The organism is Minwuia sp. (genome assembly GCF_048007105.1).
In the GTDB taxonomy this organism is placed as follows: Bacteria; Pseudomonadota; Alphaproteobacteria; order Minwuiales; family Minwuiaceae; genus Minwuia.
In genome coordinates this window covers 4276136-4293163 of sequence record NZ_CP180352.1, presented here as the reverse complement: position 1 = coordinate 4293163, position 17028 = coordinate 4276136, and the positions used below count along the sequence as shown (strand labels likewise).

Annotated in this window: 16 protein-coding genes; 1 reads left to right on the top strand and 15 read right to left on the bottom strand. The window is 65.6% G+C overall.

Going from position 1 to position 17028, the window contains the following annotated elements:
• Positions 1-10: 10 nt before the first annotated feature.
• The 11 genes from ACMVY4_RS20890 to argH all read right to left on the bottom strand — a co-directional run bounded on the left by ACMVY4_RS20890 (position 11) and on the right by argH (position 11932).
• Complete coding sequence (locus ACMVY4_RS20890; RefSeq protein WP_416897872.1) at positions 11-1207, bottom strand: acyl-CoA dehydrogenase family protein; 1197 nt, start codon at positions 1205-1207, stop codon at positions 11-13.
• A 71-nt stretch (positions 1208-1278) separates the two neighbouring features.
• Positions 1279-1536: a Txe/YoeB family addiction module toxin gene (locus ACMVY4_RS20885; RefSeq protein WP_416897871.1), complete on the bottom strand. Its 258-nt coding sequence runs from the start codon at positions 1534-1536 to the stop codon at positions 1279-1281.
• A complete protein-coding gene (locus ACMVY4_RS20880) occupies positions 1520-1795 on the bottom strand; it encodes a type II toxin-antitoxin system Phd/YefM family antitoxin (protein WP_416897870.1) in 276 nt (91 codons plus the stop codon). The genes ACMVY4_RS20885 and ACMVY4_RS20880 overlap by 17 nt, the downstream gene beginning before the upstream one ends.
• Positions 1796-1855: 60 nt before the next feature.
• Positions 1856-2710 (bottom strand): ABC transporter permease, encoded by an 855-nt coding sequence (locus tag ACMVY4_RS20875; protein WP_416897869.1) that lies wholly within the window; start codon positions 2708-2710, stop codon positions 1856-1858.
• A 2-nt stretch (positions 2711-2712) separates the two neighbouring features.
• The gene (locus ACMVY4_RS20870) at positions 2713-3981 is read right to left on the bottom strand and encodes an ABC transporter permease (RefSeq protein ID WP_416897868.1); all 1269 of its coding nucleotides are present in this window, start codon (positions 3979-3981) and stop codon (positions 2713-2715) included.
• 135 nt (positions 3982-4116) lie between these two features.
• Positions 4117-5214, bottom strand: coding sequence for an extracellular solute-binding protein (locus ACMVY4_RS20865; protein ID WP_416897867.1), 1098 nt, complete (start codon positions 5212-5214; stop codon positions 4117-4119).
• A 50-nt stretch (positions 5215-5264) separates the two neighbouring features.
• Entirely contained in the window at positions 5265-6386 is a 1122-nt protein-coding gene (locus ACMVY4_RS20860; protein WP_416897866.1) for an ABC transporter ATP-binding protein, read from the bottom strand.
• Positions 6387-6554: 168 nt separating this feature from the next.
• The gene (locus tag ACMVY4_RS20855) at positions 6555-9092 is read right to left on the bottom strand and encodes a TIGR02302 family protein (RefSeq protein WP_416897865.1); all 2538 of its coding nucleotides are present in this window, start codon (positions 9090-9092) and stop codon (positions 6555-6557) included.
• 34 nt (positions 9093-9126) lie between these two features.
• Entirely contained in the window at positions 9127-10419 is a 1293-nt protein-coding gene (gene lysA, locus ACMVY4_RS20850; RefSeq protein WP_416897864.1) for a diaminopimelate decarboxylase, read from the bottom strand.
• A complete protein-coding gene (lptM, locus tag ACMVY4_RS20845) occupies positions 10416-10541 on the bottom strand; it encodes an LPS translocon maturation chaperone LptM (protein WP_416897863.1) in 126 nt (41 codons plus the stop codon). The genes lysA and lptM overlap by 4 nt, the downstream gene beginning before the upstream one ends.
• Positions 10538-11932, bottom strand: a complete 1395-nt coding sequence (gene argH, locus ACMVY4_RS20840; protein ID WP_416897862.1) for an argininosuccinate lyase — start codon at positions 11930-11932, stop codon at positions 10538-10540. Before argH ends, lptM begins: the two co-directional genes overlap by 4 nt.
• Before the next feature lie 24 nt (positions 11933-11956).
• Here argH and ACMVY4_RS20835 point away from each other — a divergent pair, with 24 nt between their 5' ends.
• The gene (locus tag ACMVY4_RS20835; RefSeq protein WP_416897861.1) at positions 11957-12517 is read left to right on the top strand and encodes a TlpA family protein disulfide reductase; all 561 of its coding nucleotides are present in this window, start codon (positions 11957-11959) and stop codon (positions 12515-12517) included.
• On the opposite strand, the gene rodA is transcribed toward ACMVY4_RS20835, so the two are convergent.
• Genes rodA through mreC form a run of 4 tightly spaced genes read right to left on the bottom strand, consistent with a single transcriptional unit; the run spans position 12518 to position 16865 of the window.
• Positions 12518-13657: a rod shape-determining protein RodA gene (gene rodA, locus ACMVY4_RS20830; RefSeq protein ID WP_416897860.1), complete on the bottom strand. Its 1140-nt coding sequence runs from the start codon at positions 13655-13657 to the stop codon at positions 12518-12520. It lies immediately after the preceding gene.
• Positions 13658-13660: 3 nt separating this feature from the next.
• On the bottom strand, positions 13661-15523 hold the full coding sequence (gene mrdA, locus ACMVY4_RS20825; protein ID WP_416897859.1) for a penicillin-binding protein 2: 1863 nt from the start codon (positions 15521-15523) through the stop codon (positions 13661-13663).
• The gene (mreD, locus tag ACMVY4_RS20820; protein ID WP_416897858.1) at positions 15520-16038 is read right to left on the bottom strand and encodes a rod shape-determining protein MreD; all 519 of its coding nucleotides are present in this window, start codon (positions 16036-16038) and stop codon (positions 15520-15522) included. The genes mrdA and mreD overlap by 4 nt, the downstream gene beginning before the upstream one ends.
• Positions 16035-16865 (bottom strand): rod shape-determining protein MreC, encoded by an 831-nt coding sequence (mreC, locus tag ACMVY4_RS20815; protein ID WP_416897857.1) that lies wholly within the window; start codon positions 16863-16865, stop codon positions 16035-16037. The genes mreD and mreC overlap by 4 nt, the downstream gene beginning before the upstream one ends.
• Between the last annotated feature and the right edge of the window lie 163 nt (positions 16866-17028).

Below are 17028 nucleotides of genomic sequence, written 5' to 3'. Positions count from 1 at the left end.
GTCCGACAATCTATAGTCCCAGCACCGCCTTCGCGATGATGTTCTTCTGAATTTCACTCGAACCGCCGGCGATGGTGATCGCCCGCATGAAAAGATGCTGCGCCAGCACGCCTTCGGCATATTCGGGACCAACCGGTGTCCAGTTGCTGCCCGGACTGTCGTCACGCGCTTCGTAAGGAGCGGCATAGTATCCCAGCGCCTCGGTGGTCAACTCGGTAATGGCCTGTGTGACTTCTGATCCCACCAGTTTCAGCATTGAGGCCTCGCCGCCGGGGGGCGAGCCGTCCTGCATGCCAGCCAGGGTGCGCAGGTTGGAATACTCCAGCGCGGTCAGTTTCACCTCGGTCTCGGCGACCCTTGTGGCGAAGCCCTGATCCTCGATCAGCGGCTTGCCGTCGGCCTGTTCGGCAAAGGCGATTTCCTTCAATCGCTGCAGCAGCTTCTTGTTCCAGGCGACCTCGGCGATGCCGGCGCGTTCGTTCCCCAGCAGGAACTTGGCGTAGGTCCAGCCCTTGTTCTCCTCGCCGATGCGGTTCTCGACGGGGACGCGCACATTGTCGAAGAAGACCTCGTTCACATGCGCGTTCTGGTCCATCAGCTTCAGCGGACGGACGGTCACGCCCGGCGTCTTCATGTCGATCAGCAGGAAACTGATGCCTTCCTGCTGCTTGCCCTCGGCCGAGGTGCGGACCAGGCAGAAGATCCAGTCGGCATGTTGCGCCAGCGAGGTCCAGATCTTCTGGCCGTTGACGACATAGTCGTCGCCGTCGCGCACGGCCGTGGTCTTCAGGCTGGCGAGATCGGATCCGGAGCCGGGTTCGGAATAGCCCTGGCACCACCAGTGCTCGCCCGACAGCAGTTTCGGCAGGAAAAAATCCCTCTGGTCCGGCCTGCCGAAGGTGTAGATCACGGGCCCGACCATCTGCAGGCCGAATGGCAGCAGCGGCGGCGCGTCGGCGCGGTGGCATTCCTCGTCGAAGATGTGGCGCTGGGCCGGCGTCCAGCCGCAGCCGCCATGCTCCTCCGGCCACCAGCCGGCGATCCAGCCCTTGGCATGCAGGATCTTCTGCCAGCGCATGTAGTCGTCGCGCTTCAGTTCGCGGCGGGCGCGGACCTTCTCCGCAAGGTCGGCGGGCAGGTTGTCGGCCAGAAAGGCGCGGACTTCCTCGCGGAACGCCAGTTCTTGCGGTGAGAATGAAAGGTCCATCGCGCTCCTCCCCAAGGCGCGCGAAATCTACCGCGCAGGCTGCGGGCCTGTCCACTGTGCCCCAGCGTCAATCACTCGTAGTGGTAACGGCAACTCAGAATGATCAAGTCGTCGTCGTCGACCTGATAGACGAGCCGATGCTCCTGGTCGATGCGGCGCGACCATTGACCCGTGCGTCCGAACCTGAGCCGTTCCGGTTTGCCAGGCCCCTCGAACGGATCGCGAAGCACTGCCTCGAGCAGTTTCAGGATGCGTTCGGATTTCCGGCGGTCGGTGCGAACCCAGAACTGAAGGTCTTCGAGAGCGGCCGGGTCAAACACCAAGCGCACGTTTCAGGCTTTCGAGATCGTCGAAGGCCACGCGCTCGGCGGGATCGGCATTCATTGCCTTCAACAGGCGCCGGGCATTTGCCGGAGACCGCATCAGGTAGGCGGTTTCCTCCAGCGCGTCGTAGTCGTCCTTTGAAAGGACGACCACGTCCTTGCCGTTGCGCCGGCTGATCAGCAGCGGTTCGTGCTCCTCGCAAACTGTATCGCAGGCTTCCTTCAGCCCCTGACGGAGTTCGGTGTAGGTCATCTGTCGCGTCATCAGGGAGCTCCTGTACAGAATTCTGTACATAGTGTGCTGCCCAGCCGCGGTCAATCGGCCTCAGGTCTCGCGGATGCCGCGCATCCGCTCGTTGCGGCGGCGGAGAAGCTCCAGCGTGAACAGCAGGCACATCGAGACAAAGGTGAGCAATGTCGCCACGGCCAGGATGGTCGGGCTGATCTGCTCCCGGATCCCCGAGAACATCTGCCAGGGAATGGTGCGCTGGTCGAAGGAACCGACGAACAGCACCACGACGACCTCGTCGAAGGAGGTGATGAAGGCGAACAATGCACCCGAAATCACGCCCGGGGTGATCAAGGGTACGATCACCTTGAAGAAGGTCGTCACCGGGGTCGCGCCGAGACTCGACGAGGCGCGGATCAGGTTGTTGTCGAAGCCGACCAGCGTCGCCGTCACGGTGATGACCACGAATGGCGTGCCCAGCGCGGCGTGGGCCAGGATGACGCCGATATGCGTGCCCTGGAGGCCGATCGAGCTGTAGAAGAAGAACATGCCCGCGGCCGAGATGATCAGCGGGACGATCATCGGCGAGATCAGGAGCGACATCACCAGCGTGCGGAAGGGCATGACCGGCCGCGACAGGCCGAGGGCCGCCAGGGTACCCAGACTGGTGGAAATCAGCGTCGCGAAGAACGCGATGACGACCGAATTCCAGACCGCGCCCTGCCAGTTCGGATTGGTCAGGAAATCCCTGTACCACTCGAGCGAGTAGCCTGCCGGGTCCAGCGCCATCATCTCGTCGGTGAAGGTGAAGAACGGCTCGGCATTGAAGCTGAGCGGAACAATCACGATCAGCGGAAACACCAGGAAGAACAGGATCAGCGCGCAGATGACGCGGAAGCTGTAGTACCAGACCCGCTCGACCGGGGAGGCGTATGGAGGAAGAGCCGCCATGTCTATCCAAGCTTCATGTTATCGATGCCCACGATCTTGTCGTAGAGAATGTAGAAGACGAGCACGATGCCGAGCAGGATCACGCCCAGCGCGGCTGCCAGTCCCCAGTTCAGTGACGACGAGATGTTGTAGGCGATGCGGTTCGAGATGAACGTGCCGTCCGTGCCGCCGACCAGTTCCGGCGTGATGTAGTAGCCGATGGCCAGGATGAAGACGAGGATAGCGCCGGCGCCGATGCCCGGAATGGTGTTCGGGAAGTAGATTTTCCAGAAGGCCGGGAACGGATGCGCGCCGAGGGACGTTGCCGCCCGCATGTAGCTGGGCGGAATTGTCTTCATCACGCTGTAGAGCGGCAGCACCATGAAGGGCAGCAGGATGTGGGTCATTGCGATGACCGTACCCGTCGCATTGTAGATCATGGACAGCCGGCCGTCGTCGGAGACCACACCGAGGAACACCAGGATGTCGTTGATCACGCCCTTCTGCTGCAACAGGGCGATCCAGGATGTCGTCCTGACCAGCAACGACGTCCAGAAGGGCAGCAGGACGCAGATGATCAGCAGGTTGCCGATCCGGGCCGGCTGGGTCGCGATCAGCAGGGCGATCGGGAATCCGAGCACCAGCGTCAGCACGGTGATCAGCGTCGACAGCACGATGGTTCGCAGGAACAGCTTGCCGTAGATCGCCTTCTCGCTCTCGACGAATTCGACGGAACCGTCCACCGCCGGTTTCGCATCGACCGCGGCGAGGAAATAGCCGGCGGTGTAGGGACCTGAGAATTGCTTGATGACCTGCCAGGTCTCGATGTCGCCCCAGTCCCTGTCGGCGTCGATCAGTTTTTCCTTGTAGGGACCCTCGTCCATCCGGCCGGCTTTCCGCGCCGAACCGCGGAACAGGCTCGACATGCCCGGTTTCTCGTAGTTCAGGCGCTGGCCGACCTTGGTGTTGGTCCGGGCCTTCCGGGCGTCCTGGAGGTCCAGCACCATGGCCTCGTAGACCGGCTCGTCGGGCAGGGTGCCCGACATCTCGTCCCAGCTTTCCAGTGCAACGACGGTACGCGGGAGGATCTCCGCCACGATCTCGTTGTCGACCGAGCGGACGAGCATGTTGGCGATTGGGATGATGAAGGTGGCGGCGATGAACAGGAACAGCGGCAGCACCATGCCGAGCGCGATGAGCTTCTTGCGGAAGAGCGCACGCCGCAGCGCCGCCTTCAACGGACGCCCGTCCGCGGTAACGAGGCGTGTTTCGGAAGCTGTCGCCTCACTCATGCCGGATCGCCCCTCTGATCGTCTAGAATGCCTTGCCCTTCATGCCGGAGCCGCGACGCAGCGCGGTTCGGGGATGAAGCCGGACCGGGAATGCCGGGGCGGCTTCAGCCGCCCCGGAACCCGTTCGTTCAAGCCTTACTGCAGCAGCCAGGCCTGGAAACGCTCGTCGATGTCGTCGCGGTTGTCCGCCCAGAACTCGTAGTTGTAGAGCAGGGTGGTCTTCGCGTTGTTCGGATCGGTCGGCATGTGCGGGGCCATGTCGATGCCCAGCGATTCATGCTTGCCGACCAGCGGCGCGGACGACTGACGGGCCGGGCCGTACGAGATGTACTTGGCCTGGTCAGCCAGACGCTGGGTGTCGGTCGCGAAGTGCAGGTACTTCATGACCGCTTCCTTGTTCTTGGTGCCGACCGGAACGATCCAGCCGTCCAGATCGAACACCTGCCAGTCCCACAGCATCTTGATCGGCTGCTTCTCTTCCTCGATCGCCGAGAAGAGACGGCCATTGTAGGCCGAAGCCATCACGACCTCGCCATCGGCCAGAAGCTGCGGCGGCTGGGCGCCCTTGGTCCACCAGACAACCTGGTCCTTGATGGTGTCCAGCTTGGCCAGCGCCTGCTCGACGCCTTCCGGCGTGCCGAGGACCTCATAGACGTTCGCCGGATCGACGCCGTCGCAGATCAGAGCCCATTCGAGGTTGTTGATCGGGTTCTTTTCCATCGAGCGCTTGCCCGGATAGGTCGCGGTGTCGAACACGGCGCAGACATCCGTGGGCGCCTTCTCCAGCAGATCGCTGCGGTAGCCCCAGGTGGTGGAATACACGATCTGCGGAATGAAGCACTCGGAGACGATCAGGTCGCCGAAATCCTTGGAGGCCGGGGTGCCGTCGGGCGCCGGAGCCAGCGCCTTGTCATGGTCGATGATCTCGGCCAGGCCTTCATCGCAGAGACGGATGGCGTCGGCGGCGACCACGTCGACCAGGTCCCAGGTCACGTTGCCGGCCTCGTTCATGGCGCGCAGCTTGGCCACGGCCTCGGACGAGGAGTCATCGTTCACGATGCTGATGTCCGGATTCATCTTCATGTAGGGGTCGTGATAGGCGTTCTGCTGGCTGGCGGAATAGGCGCCACCCCAGCTGACCACGACCAGTTCGGTCTCGGCCGACGCGGGGCCGGCAAGACCGGCTGCGCCAGCCATAGCCGCCGCAACGGCCGTCAAAGCTAAGCGTTTCATATATAGCCTCCTGTCTAGGTTCTTCGGCGTTGTTAGCCGTGAACCGGCGTCTACAGGCCTTCCGGACGGTCCAGCGCCCGGCAGTCCTTGGTCCGCCAGCCCAGGGCAACCTGGTTGCCGGGCTCCAGCCCGGCGCGTTCGGTGGAATTGGGGATCTTCACCACGAAGTCGTCGCGTCCGCACACCGTCATCCGGGTGCGGATGTGGTCGCCGAGGTAGATCAACTCCTCGACCTTTCCGGTCACCGAGGTGTCGCAGTCTTTCGCCTCGTCGCCGATGAAGACGCGTTCCGGGCGAACGGACAGCATGGTCTCGCCGCCGACGCCGCCATCGCTGATGGAAAGCGCGGTCGCGGTCTCGCCATTGTCGAGGCGCACCTTGCAGATGCCGTTCTCGATGGCTTCGACCTTGCCGCCCAGCTTGTTGTTCTCGCCGATGAACTGCGCAACGAACGCGTTGTCGGGCCGTTCATAGAGATCATTCGGCGGGGCCAGCTGCTGGATGACGCCGTCGTTGAACACGGCGATCCTGTTCGACATGGTCAGGGCCTCGGCCTGGTCGTGGGTCACATAGACCACGGTGACGCCGAGATTGTCGTGGATGTGCTTGATCTCGTACTGCATCTGCTCGCGCAGCTGCTTGTCCAGGGCACCCAGCGGTTCGTCCATCAGCACCAGCTTCGGGTCGAACACCAGGGCGCGCGCCACGGCGACGCGCTGCTGCTGGCCGCCGGACAGCTGGGCCGGGCGGCGGTGTCCGAAGGTGCCGAGCTGGACCATGTCCAGCGCCCGCTGGACCCGCTGCTCCATCTCGGACTTCGACATGTTCCGCACCTTCAGCGGAAATGCGAGGTTCTCCGCCACCGTCATGTGCGGGAACAGGGCATAATTCTGGAACACCATGCCGATGTCGCGCTTGTGCGGCGGTACGTTGTTCAGCGGCTGGCCGTCCAGGATGACCTTGCCGTGCGTCGGAGTCTCGAACCCGGCGAGCATCATCAGGCACGTGGTCTTGCCCGAGCCCGACGGGCCCAGCATTGTCACGAATTCACCTTTTGCGATGTCGAGATTCAGGTTCTTAACGACCAGCGTTTCGCCGTCGTAGCTCTTCTGCACTTCCTGGAAACTGACGAAGGGATCTCCGCCCGTGACGCCTGGCGTCGTTTCACCCATGCAATCGCTCTCTTGCCATCCCTGTTCGACGCCGTCGAGGGCGTCCTCGTTTCAACGCCGGTCGGCATTTTTTCAAGCCGATCTCTAGCGCGCGTCCGAATTTCCTCCCGGACTTGGTCAGAGCCTTGCAGCTTTGTTGTGCAAACGCAAGGGGCGGTCCGGAACTGCCTAAAACTGCTTCAACAGCCGCTCGATATAGTCGAGTTCCATGATACTACGGTGCCGTTGGCCGGAGCGACGGCGGAGTTCATCCAGGATCTCGCGGGATCGCTGCAATGCGCTCTCGCCGGGCACCAGATCCTCCGAGGCGTCGCCCCAGGTTTCGGTAGGTGTCCGGCCAAGCGGGTCGGTGTCCTGACCGTCCATCCCGGCCTGGCTGGAACCCTCGTTGCTCTGCCCCTGGTTCTGGCCGCGGCTGGCCATGTCTTCCATCACAAATTCCGTGCCACGGCGCAGCTGGTCCAGGGCCTCCGACTGGCTGCCCAGCGCCGACTGGCGGTTGCCTTCGCCCAGGGCGCCCTCCGCGTCGCGCATCGATCCTTCCGCCTCGCCCAGTTCGCCGGGGATCTCGTTGCCGTTCTCGCCCAGCTGCTGCAGCAGGTCGTTCAGCCGCCGGCGCAGGCGTTCCTGGGCGGAGGCCAGATCCTCGTCGCTCATCTCGCCGGGCTGGCCGCCCCGCGAGGGATTCTCGGTGTCGGTGTTCGGTGAGCGGCCGAAGCGGTTCCGCCGGGGCGAGGAAAACGGATCGCGCTGCGAGGGCGGACGGGATTCGGGTCGTTGCTGCTGCTGCTGGCGGCGGAAGGTCTCGTCCATCAACTGCTGCTGCTGCTGCATCATGCGGCCGAGTTCGTCCAGCATCTGGTCGGCCTGCTGTTCGGCCTGCGCTGCCTGCGACTGCGTGCCCATCTGCAGGTTCTCCAGCATGTTCTGGAGCTGCGACAGCATCTCGCGCGCCTTGTCGCGGGCGCCGGAACGCGAAAGCTCGCGGGCCTTGTCGAGCAGGTCGGACAGCGCCCGCTGCTCGATCTGCTGGCCCTGCTCCGACTGCTGTTCCGACATCTCGCCGTTCTGAAGGCGGTCCATCGCCTGCTGCTGCATGGCCTGAAGATAATCATTCATGGCCTGCTGCAGCTCGTCCATCAGCTTCTGGATTTCTTCCTCGGATGCGCCGTTTGCCAGCGCCTCCATCAGCTTTTCCTGGATCTCACGCAGCTTGTTCAGGGCGACCGACAACTGGCCTTCCTCGATCCTGAGCGCGGTCCGCCAGAGAAGCTCCTCATTGCGGGATACAGTCTCCGCCGAGCCGCTGTCGCGCAGTTCGGCGCGGGCGAGCGACAGCATCAGATGGGCGGCGAGATCGTCATTGTAGGTGCCGGGGTTGATCTGCAGCGCCTCGATGGCCCGGACCACCCAGCTGCGGTTGGCATCGGCATCCGCGATCAGCTTGCGGCGCTGTTCGACCACGGCCCGCGCGGCGGGCTGCGAAAAATCGCGTTCCGGCAGGATCATGCGCACAGGTTCGCTGACGCCGGTCTGGCCGGCCTCGTCGCGGACCTCCAGCGACAGCTCGACCTCCAGGCCCGCCCAGCGGTGATCGGTCAGATCCCTGAAGACGACGTCCGAAATGGTGGTGCGGCGGCTGCCGGGCAGCGGCAGTTCAAGGCGGGTCTCGTCATCTGCGCCGTCCCGGCGGATCCGGGCCGCGACCAGCGTCAGGCCGTAGTCGTCCGTCGCCGCGTAGGCGATGCGCAGGGCGCCACGCAGTGTCGAGGACGGGGCCTCGGTGATCTCGACCGCAGGGGCGTTGTCGGGAATGACCTTGACCTGCCAGGCGCCCATCGCATCGCCGTCCCGGGCGATACGCATCAGGCCGCCTTCGGTGATCGGCTTCTCCAGTTGCTGGTCGCGCTCGGTGACGCGTTCGAAGGGGGTCTCGGCCTCTCCGATGCTCAGCGTCGCGTCGCCCGGACCATGGAAGCGGGCCAGAAGCTTGCTGTTGACAGGCACCGTGAGGGGCCGCGGCCCGCCCTCCTGATCGACGGCCATGAAGACCGGCGGGCGGCCGGTATAGGCCGGCGGCGTGATCCAGGCTTCCAGGGTGACAGGTTCGTCGCTGCCGGTATCGAGGCTTGGCGACACCGCCGCCAGCAGATTGCCGCCGAGATCGCCGCTGCCGAACGCGAGACCCAGAACGAGCAGCATTACTGCGGCGAAGCGGAGAGCCAGCGGATCACGGCGCGGCATGTCCGGCTGCGGCGAAGGGGCTCTCAGCGCCTCGATCCGAGCGGCCATCCGCCGCCGGTGCGCCTGCCAGAGCGATTCGGCATCCGTGTCGCCGCCGCCCAGCGCCAGCCGGTCGTTCATCGCGGTCAGGGGACGGTGGAGCAATTCGTCCGCTTCCAGACGCCTGGCCGCATCCCCGCTGCCGGGAAGACGGAACCGCAGCGCGCCCCTGAAGATCAGTGCGAACACCAGACCGGCGCCGCTCAGCAGCACCACGAGATGCAGCCACCCGGGAAGACTGTCGAGAAGGCCGGAGGCGGAAAGGCCGACGGCGGCAAGCAGAACCGCGAGGGGCGGCCAGATCAGGGGGATGAGGCGCTCAAGCGCAATGGCGGCGCGGGTTGCTGCCAGTTTCCGGTTGAGGCGCCGCCGGGCGTCGCGCTCCAGGATATCGGCTTCGTGTCGACCGGTGCCGTCCGCCATTCGATCTCCTCGTCGGGTCCCGCGAGGCGGGACGTCAGCCGGCCGCATCCTCCTGCATCCAGGGTGGCAGCCGGTCGCGGCCGATCAGGCTGTCCACGTCCTCGCGCGGCCGCACAATGGCGAAGCGGTCGCCGTCCACCAGAACTTCGGCCACCAAGGGCCTCGTATTGTAGGTCGACGACATCACGGCACCATATGCACCGGCAGTCTCGAAACAGAGGATATCACCGGCGGCGAGGGGGGGCACTTCACAATCTCGGGCGAAGGTGTCGCCGCTCTCACAGACCGGACCCACCAGATCGGCGCGGTCCCAGGCGTCATCGTCCTCCGGCTGGGTCTCGGGCAGGATCTCGTGATGCGCGTCGTACATGGCCGGTCGGATCAGGTCGTTCATCGCCGCATCCAGGATCACGAACCGGCGGTTGGTGCCCTGCTTCACGTAGATCACGGACGACATCAGCACACCCGCATTGCCGGTGATCATGCGGCCCGGCTCGAAGATCAGCTCGCAGCCCAGATGTCCCACGGTGCGTCCGATGATGCCGGCATAGGCGTCGGGCTGCGGCCAGGGCGCGTTCCGGACATAGGGAATGCCAAGCCCGCCGCCCAGATCCAGCGTCCGGATCCTGTGGCCGTCTGCGCGCAGCTGCGCCGTCAACTCCGCGACCCTGGCGAAGGCGCTCTCGAACGGCGCCAGCCGCGTCAGCTGGGAGCCGATATGGACATCGACGCCAATGACATCGATCGAGGGCAGCGCGGCCGCCAGCCGGTAGATGTCCCGCGCCTGGTCGAAGGGGATGCCGAACTTGTTCTCCGCCTTGCCGGTCGAGATCTTGGCGTGGGTCTCGGCATCGACATCGGGATTGACCCGGAACGCCACCGGCGCCCGGACGCCCATGCCCAGCGCGACCTCGGACAGGACCGCGAGTTCGGGTTCGCTCTCGACATTGAACTGCTTGATGCCGGCTTCCAGCGCCTGCCGCATCTCGGCCGAGGTCTTGCCGACGCCGGAAAAGACGATCTTCTCCGCCGGAATGCCGGCCTTCAGCGCGCGCTTCAGCTCGCCGCCCGAGACGACGTCGGCGCCGGATCCCATCGCAGCCAGAACCCCGATGACCGCCTGGTTGGAGTTGGCCTTCACCGAATAGCAGACCGTGTGCCGCCCGCCGGGCATGGCGCTGGCCAGCGACGCCGCGAAGACCTTGTAGTGCCGCCGCAGCGTGGCCGAGGAATAGACATAGGCCGGCGTGCCGACTTCTGCGGCGATGTCCGCCAGCGGCACGTCCTCCACGTGGAGGCGGCCGTCCCGATATTCGAAGTGGTTCATTCGTCGGTCTTCTTCTCGGCCTCGAGTTCCGCCGCCGTCGGCGGCGGCTTGGGATCGCCCTTCTTGCCGCAAGCCGTCAGCGCGAGCAGGGCCGCGAAAGCCAGGATCAGCGCGGTTCTCATGCCAGCTTCTCCTTCCAGCGGGCGATCTGGGCGCGCACCTGATCGGGCGCAGTGCCGCCATAGCTGTTGCGGCCGTGCACGGCCTTCTCGACGGTCAGCGCGTCGAACACCGCCTCGGTCAGTTCCGGAACGATCTTCTGCAGTTCAGCGAGCGGCAGGTCGCCGAGATCGCACCCCTTCGTCTCCGCCAGCTTGACCGCCGCGCCGGTGGCGTGATGGGCGTCGCGGAAGGGCATGTCGAGGTTCTGGACCAGCCAGTCCGCGAAATCGGTTGCAGTGGCGAAGCCCTGCGATGCCGCGTTCCTGAGCGCGTCCGTGTCGGGCATCAGATCGGCGATCATGCCGGTCGAGGCCGTGATCGCCAGTTCGATGGTGTCCGCAGCATCAAAGACCGCTTCCTTGTCCTCCTGCATGTCCTTGCCATAGGCCATGGGCAGGCCCTTCATGACCGTGGTGAAGGCGACATAGGCCCCCAGAACGCGACCGATCTTGGCCTTCACCAGTTCGGCGGCGTCCGGGTTCCGCTTCTGCGGCATGATCGACGAACCGGTCGAGAAGGCATCCGACAGCTTCACGAATCCGAACTGCGCCGACGACCAGATCACCAGTTCCTCGGCCAGCCGCGACAGGTGCATGGCGCAGACATTGGCTGCATGCAGGAAGTCCAGCGCGAAGTCGCGGTCGGAGACGGCATCCAGGCTGTTCGCTGTCGGACGGTCGAAGCCGAGCGCCTTCGCCGTCTGCTCCCGGTCGATGGGGAACGAGGTTCCCGCCAGCGCTGCAGAGCCCAGCGGACATTCGTTGAGGCGTCGGCGGGTATCGGCGAAACGGTCCCGGTCCCGCCCGGCCATCTCGACATAGGCCATCATGTGGTGACCGAAGGTGACCGGCTGAGCGACCTGGAGATGGGTGAAGCCGGGCATGACGCTGTCGGCATGCGCCTCGGCCTGTCCCAGCAGGGCCTTCTGCAGATCGAACAGCATGCCGTCGATGCGGTCGATGGTGTCGCGGATCCAGAGCCTGAAATCGGTCGCGACCTGATCGTTGCGGCTGCGCGCGGTGTGCAGCCGCCCGGCGGCGTCGCCGATCAGTTCCCGCAGCCGGTTCTCGACATTCATGTGGATATCTTCAAGGTCGGGCCGGAAATCGAAGCCGCCGCCCTCGATCTCTCGCAGGATTGTGTTCAGACCCTCGACGATCCGGTCCAGGTCCTCCCTTGTCAGGATGCCGCGATCGGCCAACATGGTGGCGTGGGCAACCGACCCCTGGATGTCCTGGGCATAGAAGCGCTGATCGTAGCCGATGGAGGCGTTGATCTTCTCCATCACTTTTGCCGGACCGCCCTCGAACCGGCCGCCCCACATGGTATTGCTGGTCTTTGAATCGGACATGGTTTTCGGAAGGTCCTGAGAGAGATGCTGCGAGTTCTGCCGGGCGCCGCCCTGGCGCTGATCCTTAGTCTGCAAGTGGCCTCAGCGGAACCCCCGCTGTCGGAATTCGCCACCGGCCATGTCCAGAATTTCACCGCGCATGACGAACCGCAGGCGCTGGCCGAGGCGACGTTCCAGAACGCCGACGGCGAGAAGCTGGGTTTCGACGCGTTCAGGGGCAAGGTGGTGCTGGTCAATCTTTGGGCCACCTGGTGCGCGCCGTGCCGCCACGAGATGCCGTCGATCGACCGCCTTGCGGGTCAGCTCCAGGGCGATGATTTCCATGTCGCGGCGGTCTCGGTCGACCGCCGGCCGGACAAGGCAAAGACCTTCCTGGAGGAGATCGGTGTCGAGAACCTCGACTTCTACATCGATCCGTCGGCCCGGCTCGGCATGGCGCTGAAGGCGTTCGGACTGCCGCTCACGCTCATTCTCGATCGCGAGGGGCGGGAAATCGGTCGGCTGGTCGGCCCGGCGGAATGGGACAGCCCGGAGGCCATTGCTTTGGTCCGGGCGGCCATTGCCCGGGACAAGGCCGGTAGCTGATCAGCCCTCGTTCCGGGCGATCTCCACGTGCCGGTGGATCGAGACCGACAGGATCAGCCCGAAGCCGATCATCAGGGTGAGCATCGCCGTGCCACCGTATGAGATCAGCGGCAGCGGCACGCCGACCACCGGAAGGATGCCGGTGACCATCCCGACATTGATGAAGATGTAGAGGAAGAAGGTCGCCGCGATACCCAGCGCGGTCAGGCGCCCGAACTGGTTCCGGGACCGGAAGCCGATGACGTAGGCATAGATAAGGATCAGGCCGTAGAGACCGAGGAGGCCGACAGCTCCCATCATGCCGAATTCCTCGGCCAGCATGGTGAAGATGAAGTCGGTCCGCATTTCCGGCAGGAAATTCAGATGACTCTGGGTGCCTTCCAGGAAGCCCTTGCCCGAAACGCCGCCCGAGCCCAGGGCGATCTTGGACTGGGTGATGTGGTACCCGGCGCCCAGCGGGTCGCGCTCGGGGTTCAGGAAGGTCAGCACGCGGCTCTTCTGGTATTCGTGAAGCTGCGACCAGACGATCGGCAGCGCGCCCAGGCCGGCTGCGGCGGCCAATGCGAACTTCCAGATCCGCACGCCGGCGAGGAAGAAGACCACGGCGCTGCCGGCGACCAGCAGCAGGGCGGTGCCGAGATCCGGCTGCTTCAGCACCAGCGCCGTGGGCATGGCCACCAGCACCAGGGGGGGCAGCAGATAGGTGATCCGCCCCACTTCCTCAAGCGAGCGGCCGTGAAAATACCGGGCCAGCGCCAGCACCAGCGCGATCTTCATGACCTCGGACGGCTGCAGGTTGATGAACCCGAGATTGATCCAGCGCGTCGCGCCCATGCCCGTCGTGCCCGCGATCTCCACGCCGATCAGCAAGGCCAGCGCGATGGCGTAGAAGGCGTAGGCCCAACGCATCCAGAACCGGATGTCGATCAGGGCGATGACGATCAGCATGCCCATGCCCATGCCGAAGCGCATCATCTGGCGCACCGCCCATGGCTCCAACGACCCGTTCGCGGCCGAGTAGAGCATGACGAAGCCGATGCCCGCGGTCATCGAGATCAGCAATACCAGCAGCCAGTCGAGGCGAAGCAGCTTCCGCCCGATACCGAGATGCGGTTCGCCGGAGCGGTAGGAGACCGACATGATCTATCCGTCCTCCTGTTCCGGCTTCTTCTCTGCGACCCGCGCCCTCGAGGGATCCAGGTCCAGGGTCTCCTGCATGATGTCGCGCGCGACCGGCGCCGCCGTCGCCGAGCCGCTGCCGCCATGCTCGATCAGAACCGAGATCGCGTAGCGCGGCGCATCGAAGGGTGCGTAGCAGACGAACAGCGCATGGTCGCGGGAGCGCCACTCGAGATCCTCGTTCTTGATCACGCCGGACTCGCGTTCGGCCTTGCTGATGCGGCGGACCTGCGCGGTGCCGGTCTTCCCGGCCATCTGCCACCGTTCGTCCTCAAGCTTAGCGGCCCTGGCGGTGCCGCGCTTGCCGTTCACCACATCGAACATGCCGCGGCGGACCACATCCAGCGCACCCTCCGCGACGCCGAGCGGCGGGGCCGCGCTGGGGTCGCCGCGGAACAGCAGCCTGGGCGAGACGGCCTGCTCGCCATTGGCCAGCCGCGCGGTCATGGTCGCGAGCTGCAGCGGCGTGGTCAGCAGATAGCCCTGCCCGATGCCGGCAATGAGTGTCTCGCCGAGCTGCCAGGGTTCGCCGATTGCGCCTTCCTTCCAGAGCTTCGTCGGGACCACGCCGGCGCGCTCGCCCGGGATCTCGGGCAGCTGGGTCTGGCCCAGGCCGAAACGCTCCGCCATGGCGGCGATGCGGTCGATGCCGACGGTCCGCGCGATCTCGTAGAAATAGACGTCGCAGCTCTCGGTGATGGCGTCGGTCATGTCCATCCAGCCATGGCCCCAGCGCTTCCAGCAGTGGAAGGTGTGGTTGCCCAGCTTGTGTCGGCCGTTGCAGAAGACCCGGTGACCGGGACCGACCGCGCCGGTTTCCATGGCGGCCAGCGCAACCAGCATCTTGAAGGTCGAGCCCGGCGGATACCGGCCTGAAATCGCCTTGTTGGTCAGCGGCTTGCGGACGTTCTGGGTGAGCCGCCGCCATTCAGCCGACGACAGTCCGACATTGAACGCGTTGGGGTCGAACGTCGGCGTCGACGCCATCGCCAGCACGTCGCCGGTATGCACGTCCATGACAACCGCCGCGCCGCTGCCGGCCTCGGCCAGCCGCTGCATGGAAAACCGCTGCAGGCGCGCATCCAGCGTCACCGTGACATCGTCGCCAGGCCTGCCTTCGGTGCGCGAGAGTTCCCGGATCACGCGGCCGAAGGCGTTGACCTCGACGCGCTGGTTGCCGGCACGGCCGCGCAGCACCGTCTCCTGGCTGCGCTCGAGGCCGCGCTTGCCGATCCGGAAACCGGGCAGCTCCAGCAGCGGGTCGCCGTCGCCGTCCTGAAGGTCCTTCTCCGAGACCGGCGCGACATAGCCGACGGTGTGGGCGGTGTGCGCGCCGAAGGGATAGTCGCGCGTGTCGCCGACATCCAGCTGGATGCCCGGCAGGTCCGGCGTACGGACGCTGATTTTCGCGAACTCCGACCATGTCAGGTTGTCGACGACCGAGATGGGCACGAAGCTGCGCTTGCGGGCGGCTTCCTTCAGCACCCGGGCGCGGTCGTGTTCGTCCAGGTGGACGATGCCGCTCAGGACGTCCAGCGTGTCCTCGACCGACGGGGCCTGTTCGGGCACGATCAGGACGCGGAAGTTCTGCCGGTTGGTCGCCAGCGCCGCGCCGCGCCGGTCCAGGATTCGCCCGCGCGGCGGCGCCAGCAGGCGCAGGTTCATGCGGTTCTCGTCGGCCAGCATCCGGTACTGGTCCGCATCCACGACCTGGAGATAGTAGAGCCGTCCCGCCAGCACGCCGAGCAGCGCGGCCTTGGCCCCGCCGAGAACGAGCGCGCGGCGCGAGAAGACCGGGAATCGCGCCTTCTCGATCCGCTCCTTCATGCCGGCAATCCTCGCGCCAGCCGTTGCGCCAGGAACATCAGGGGCGCGGCTGCGACCGGGAACAGGGCAACATTCAGCGCGGCCTGGATCAGGCTGTCGGTGATCGGCAGTACCGCCGTGAAGTAGATGCAGGCGATGATCCACTGCGCCAGGGCGGCCGGCAGCGCAACGATCGCAAAGCCCAGCCAGACCAGCAGAAAGGGCCGTCCGGCGGCGAGGAAACGGCGCTGACTGGTGCAGACGCCCTGGATCACCAGCAGCAGAAGCGCGTTCAGCCCAAGCGGGCCGCCGATCACGAGGTCCTGGATCAGGCCGATGGAGAAGGCGAGCCAGTGCGGCATGAGGTCAGGCCGCTGCGTCGACCAGACGAAGACCGAGATCAGGGTGAGGGAGGGGAGCACCGGACCGAGCAGGGGCGCGCCGATCGGAACCGTCTCCATGAGCACCAGCAGCAGGGTCAGGACGCCGGGCAGCGCCAGCAGCAGCTGGGCGGGATGCAGGCGGCCTTCGCTCACGGTCCGTACGCGCCCGGATCCAGCGCGGGCGGCCGGTAGCGCAGCACGCTGACGGTGCTCAGGCGGTTCCACTGCACGAAAGGCCGGATACGCAGCGATGCATCCGAAGAGCGCACGACGACGCCGACCGGCAGGCCCGGCGGGAAGATGCCGCCATGGCCCGAGGTGACGATGCGGTCGCCGGGCCGGATCTCGGCCTCGGCCTCCATGAACATCAGTCTCGGCCAGGCGCTGTTGTCGCCGGCCAGGATGGCGCGCCGCCCGCTTTCCTCGACCAGCACCGGAATGCGGCTGTTCAGGTCGGTGATCAGAAGGATGCGCGAGGCCTCGCCGGCCACTTCGGTGACCCGGCCGACCAGACCGCGTGCGTCGATCACGGCCTGCTGCGCCTCGACCCCGTCCCGCTGTCCGGCACCGAGCACAAGTGTGCGGACAAAGGGGCCGCCGGTCTCGGCGATCACCCGCGCGGTGACATAGCGAAGACTGGTGCTGGAGCGCACATTGAGCAGCCGCCGGTACTGGGCGTTGTCGCGTTCCATCTGCCGGGCGACTTCCTGCCAGTGCAGCAGCCGGCGGTTCTCCTCGCGCAGTCTGCGGTTCTCGGCATAGACGTCGGTGATCCGTTCGGCCTCGACGATCAGGTCGTTGACGGCGCCCACCGGCCGGGACATCAGGTCCAGCACGGGCGCCGCGGCGTCCAGCACCGCGGTGCGGGCGCGGTCGAGGCCCGGCAGGCCGGCGCCGCCAATGGCCAGCATCATGACGGCCGCAGCCGCCAGTGCGCCGAAGGCGAACCGGTTCAGCAGCAGCCCGGCGGGGCTGACCATTCTCGCAGCCAGTGGTTTCGTCGGTCGTCGCAAGGTCGCTACCCTGTTGATCCCTTGCCGCTACGGCCCGCCGCAGCGCACCATAACCCTTGTAAACGCGGGGTTTTATCCACAGTCGGCGGCTGCTGCGAGTCCTATTTCATACCCGATTCTCACATGATTC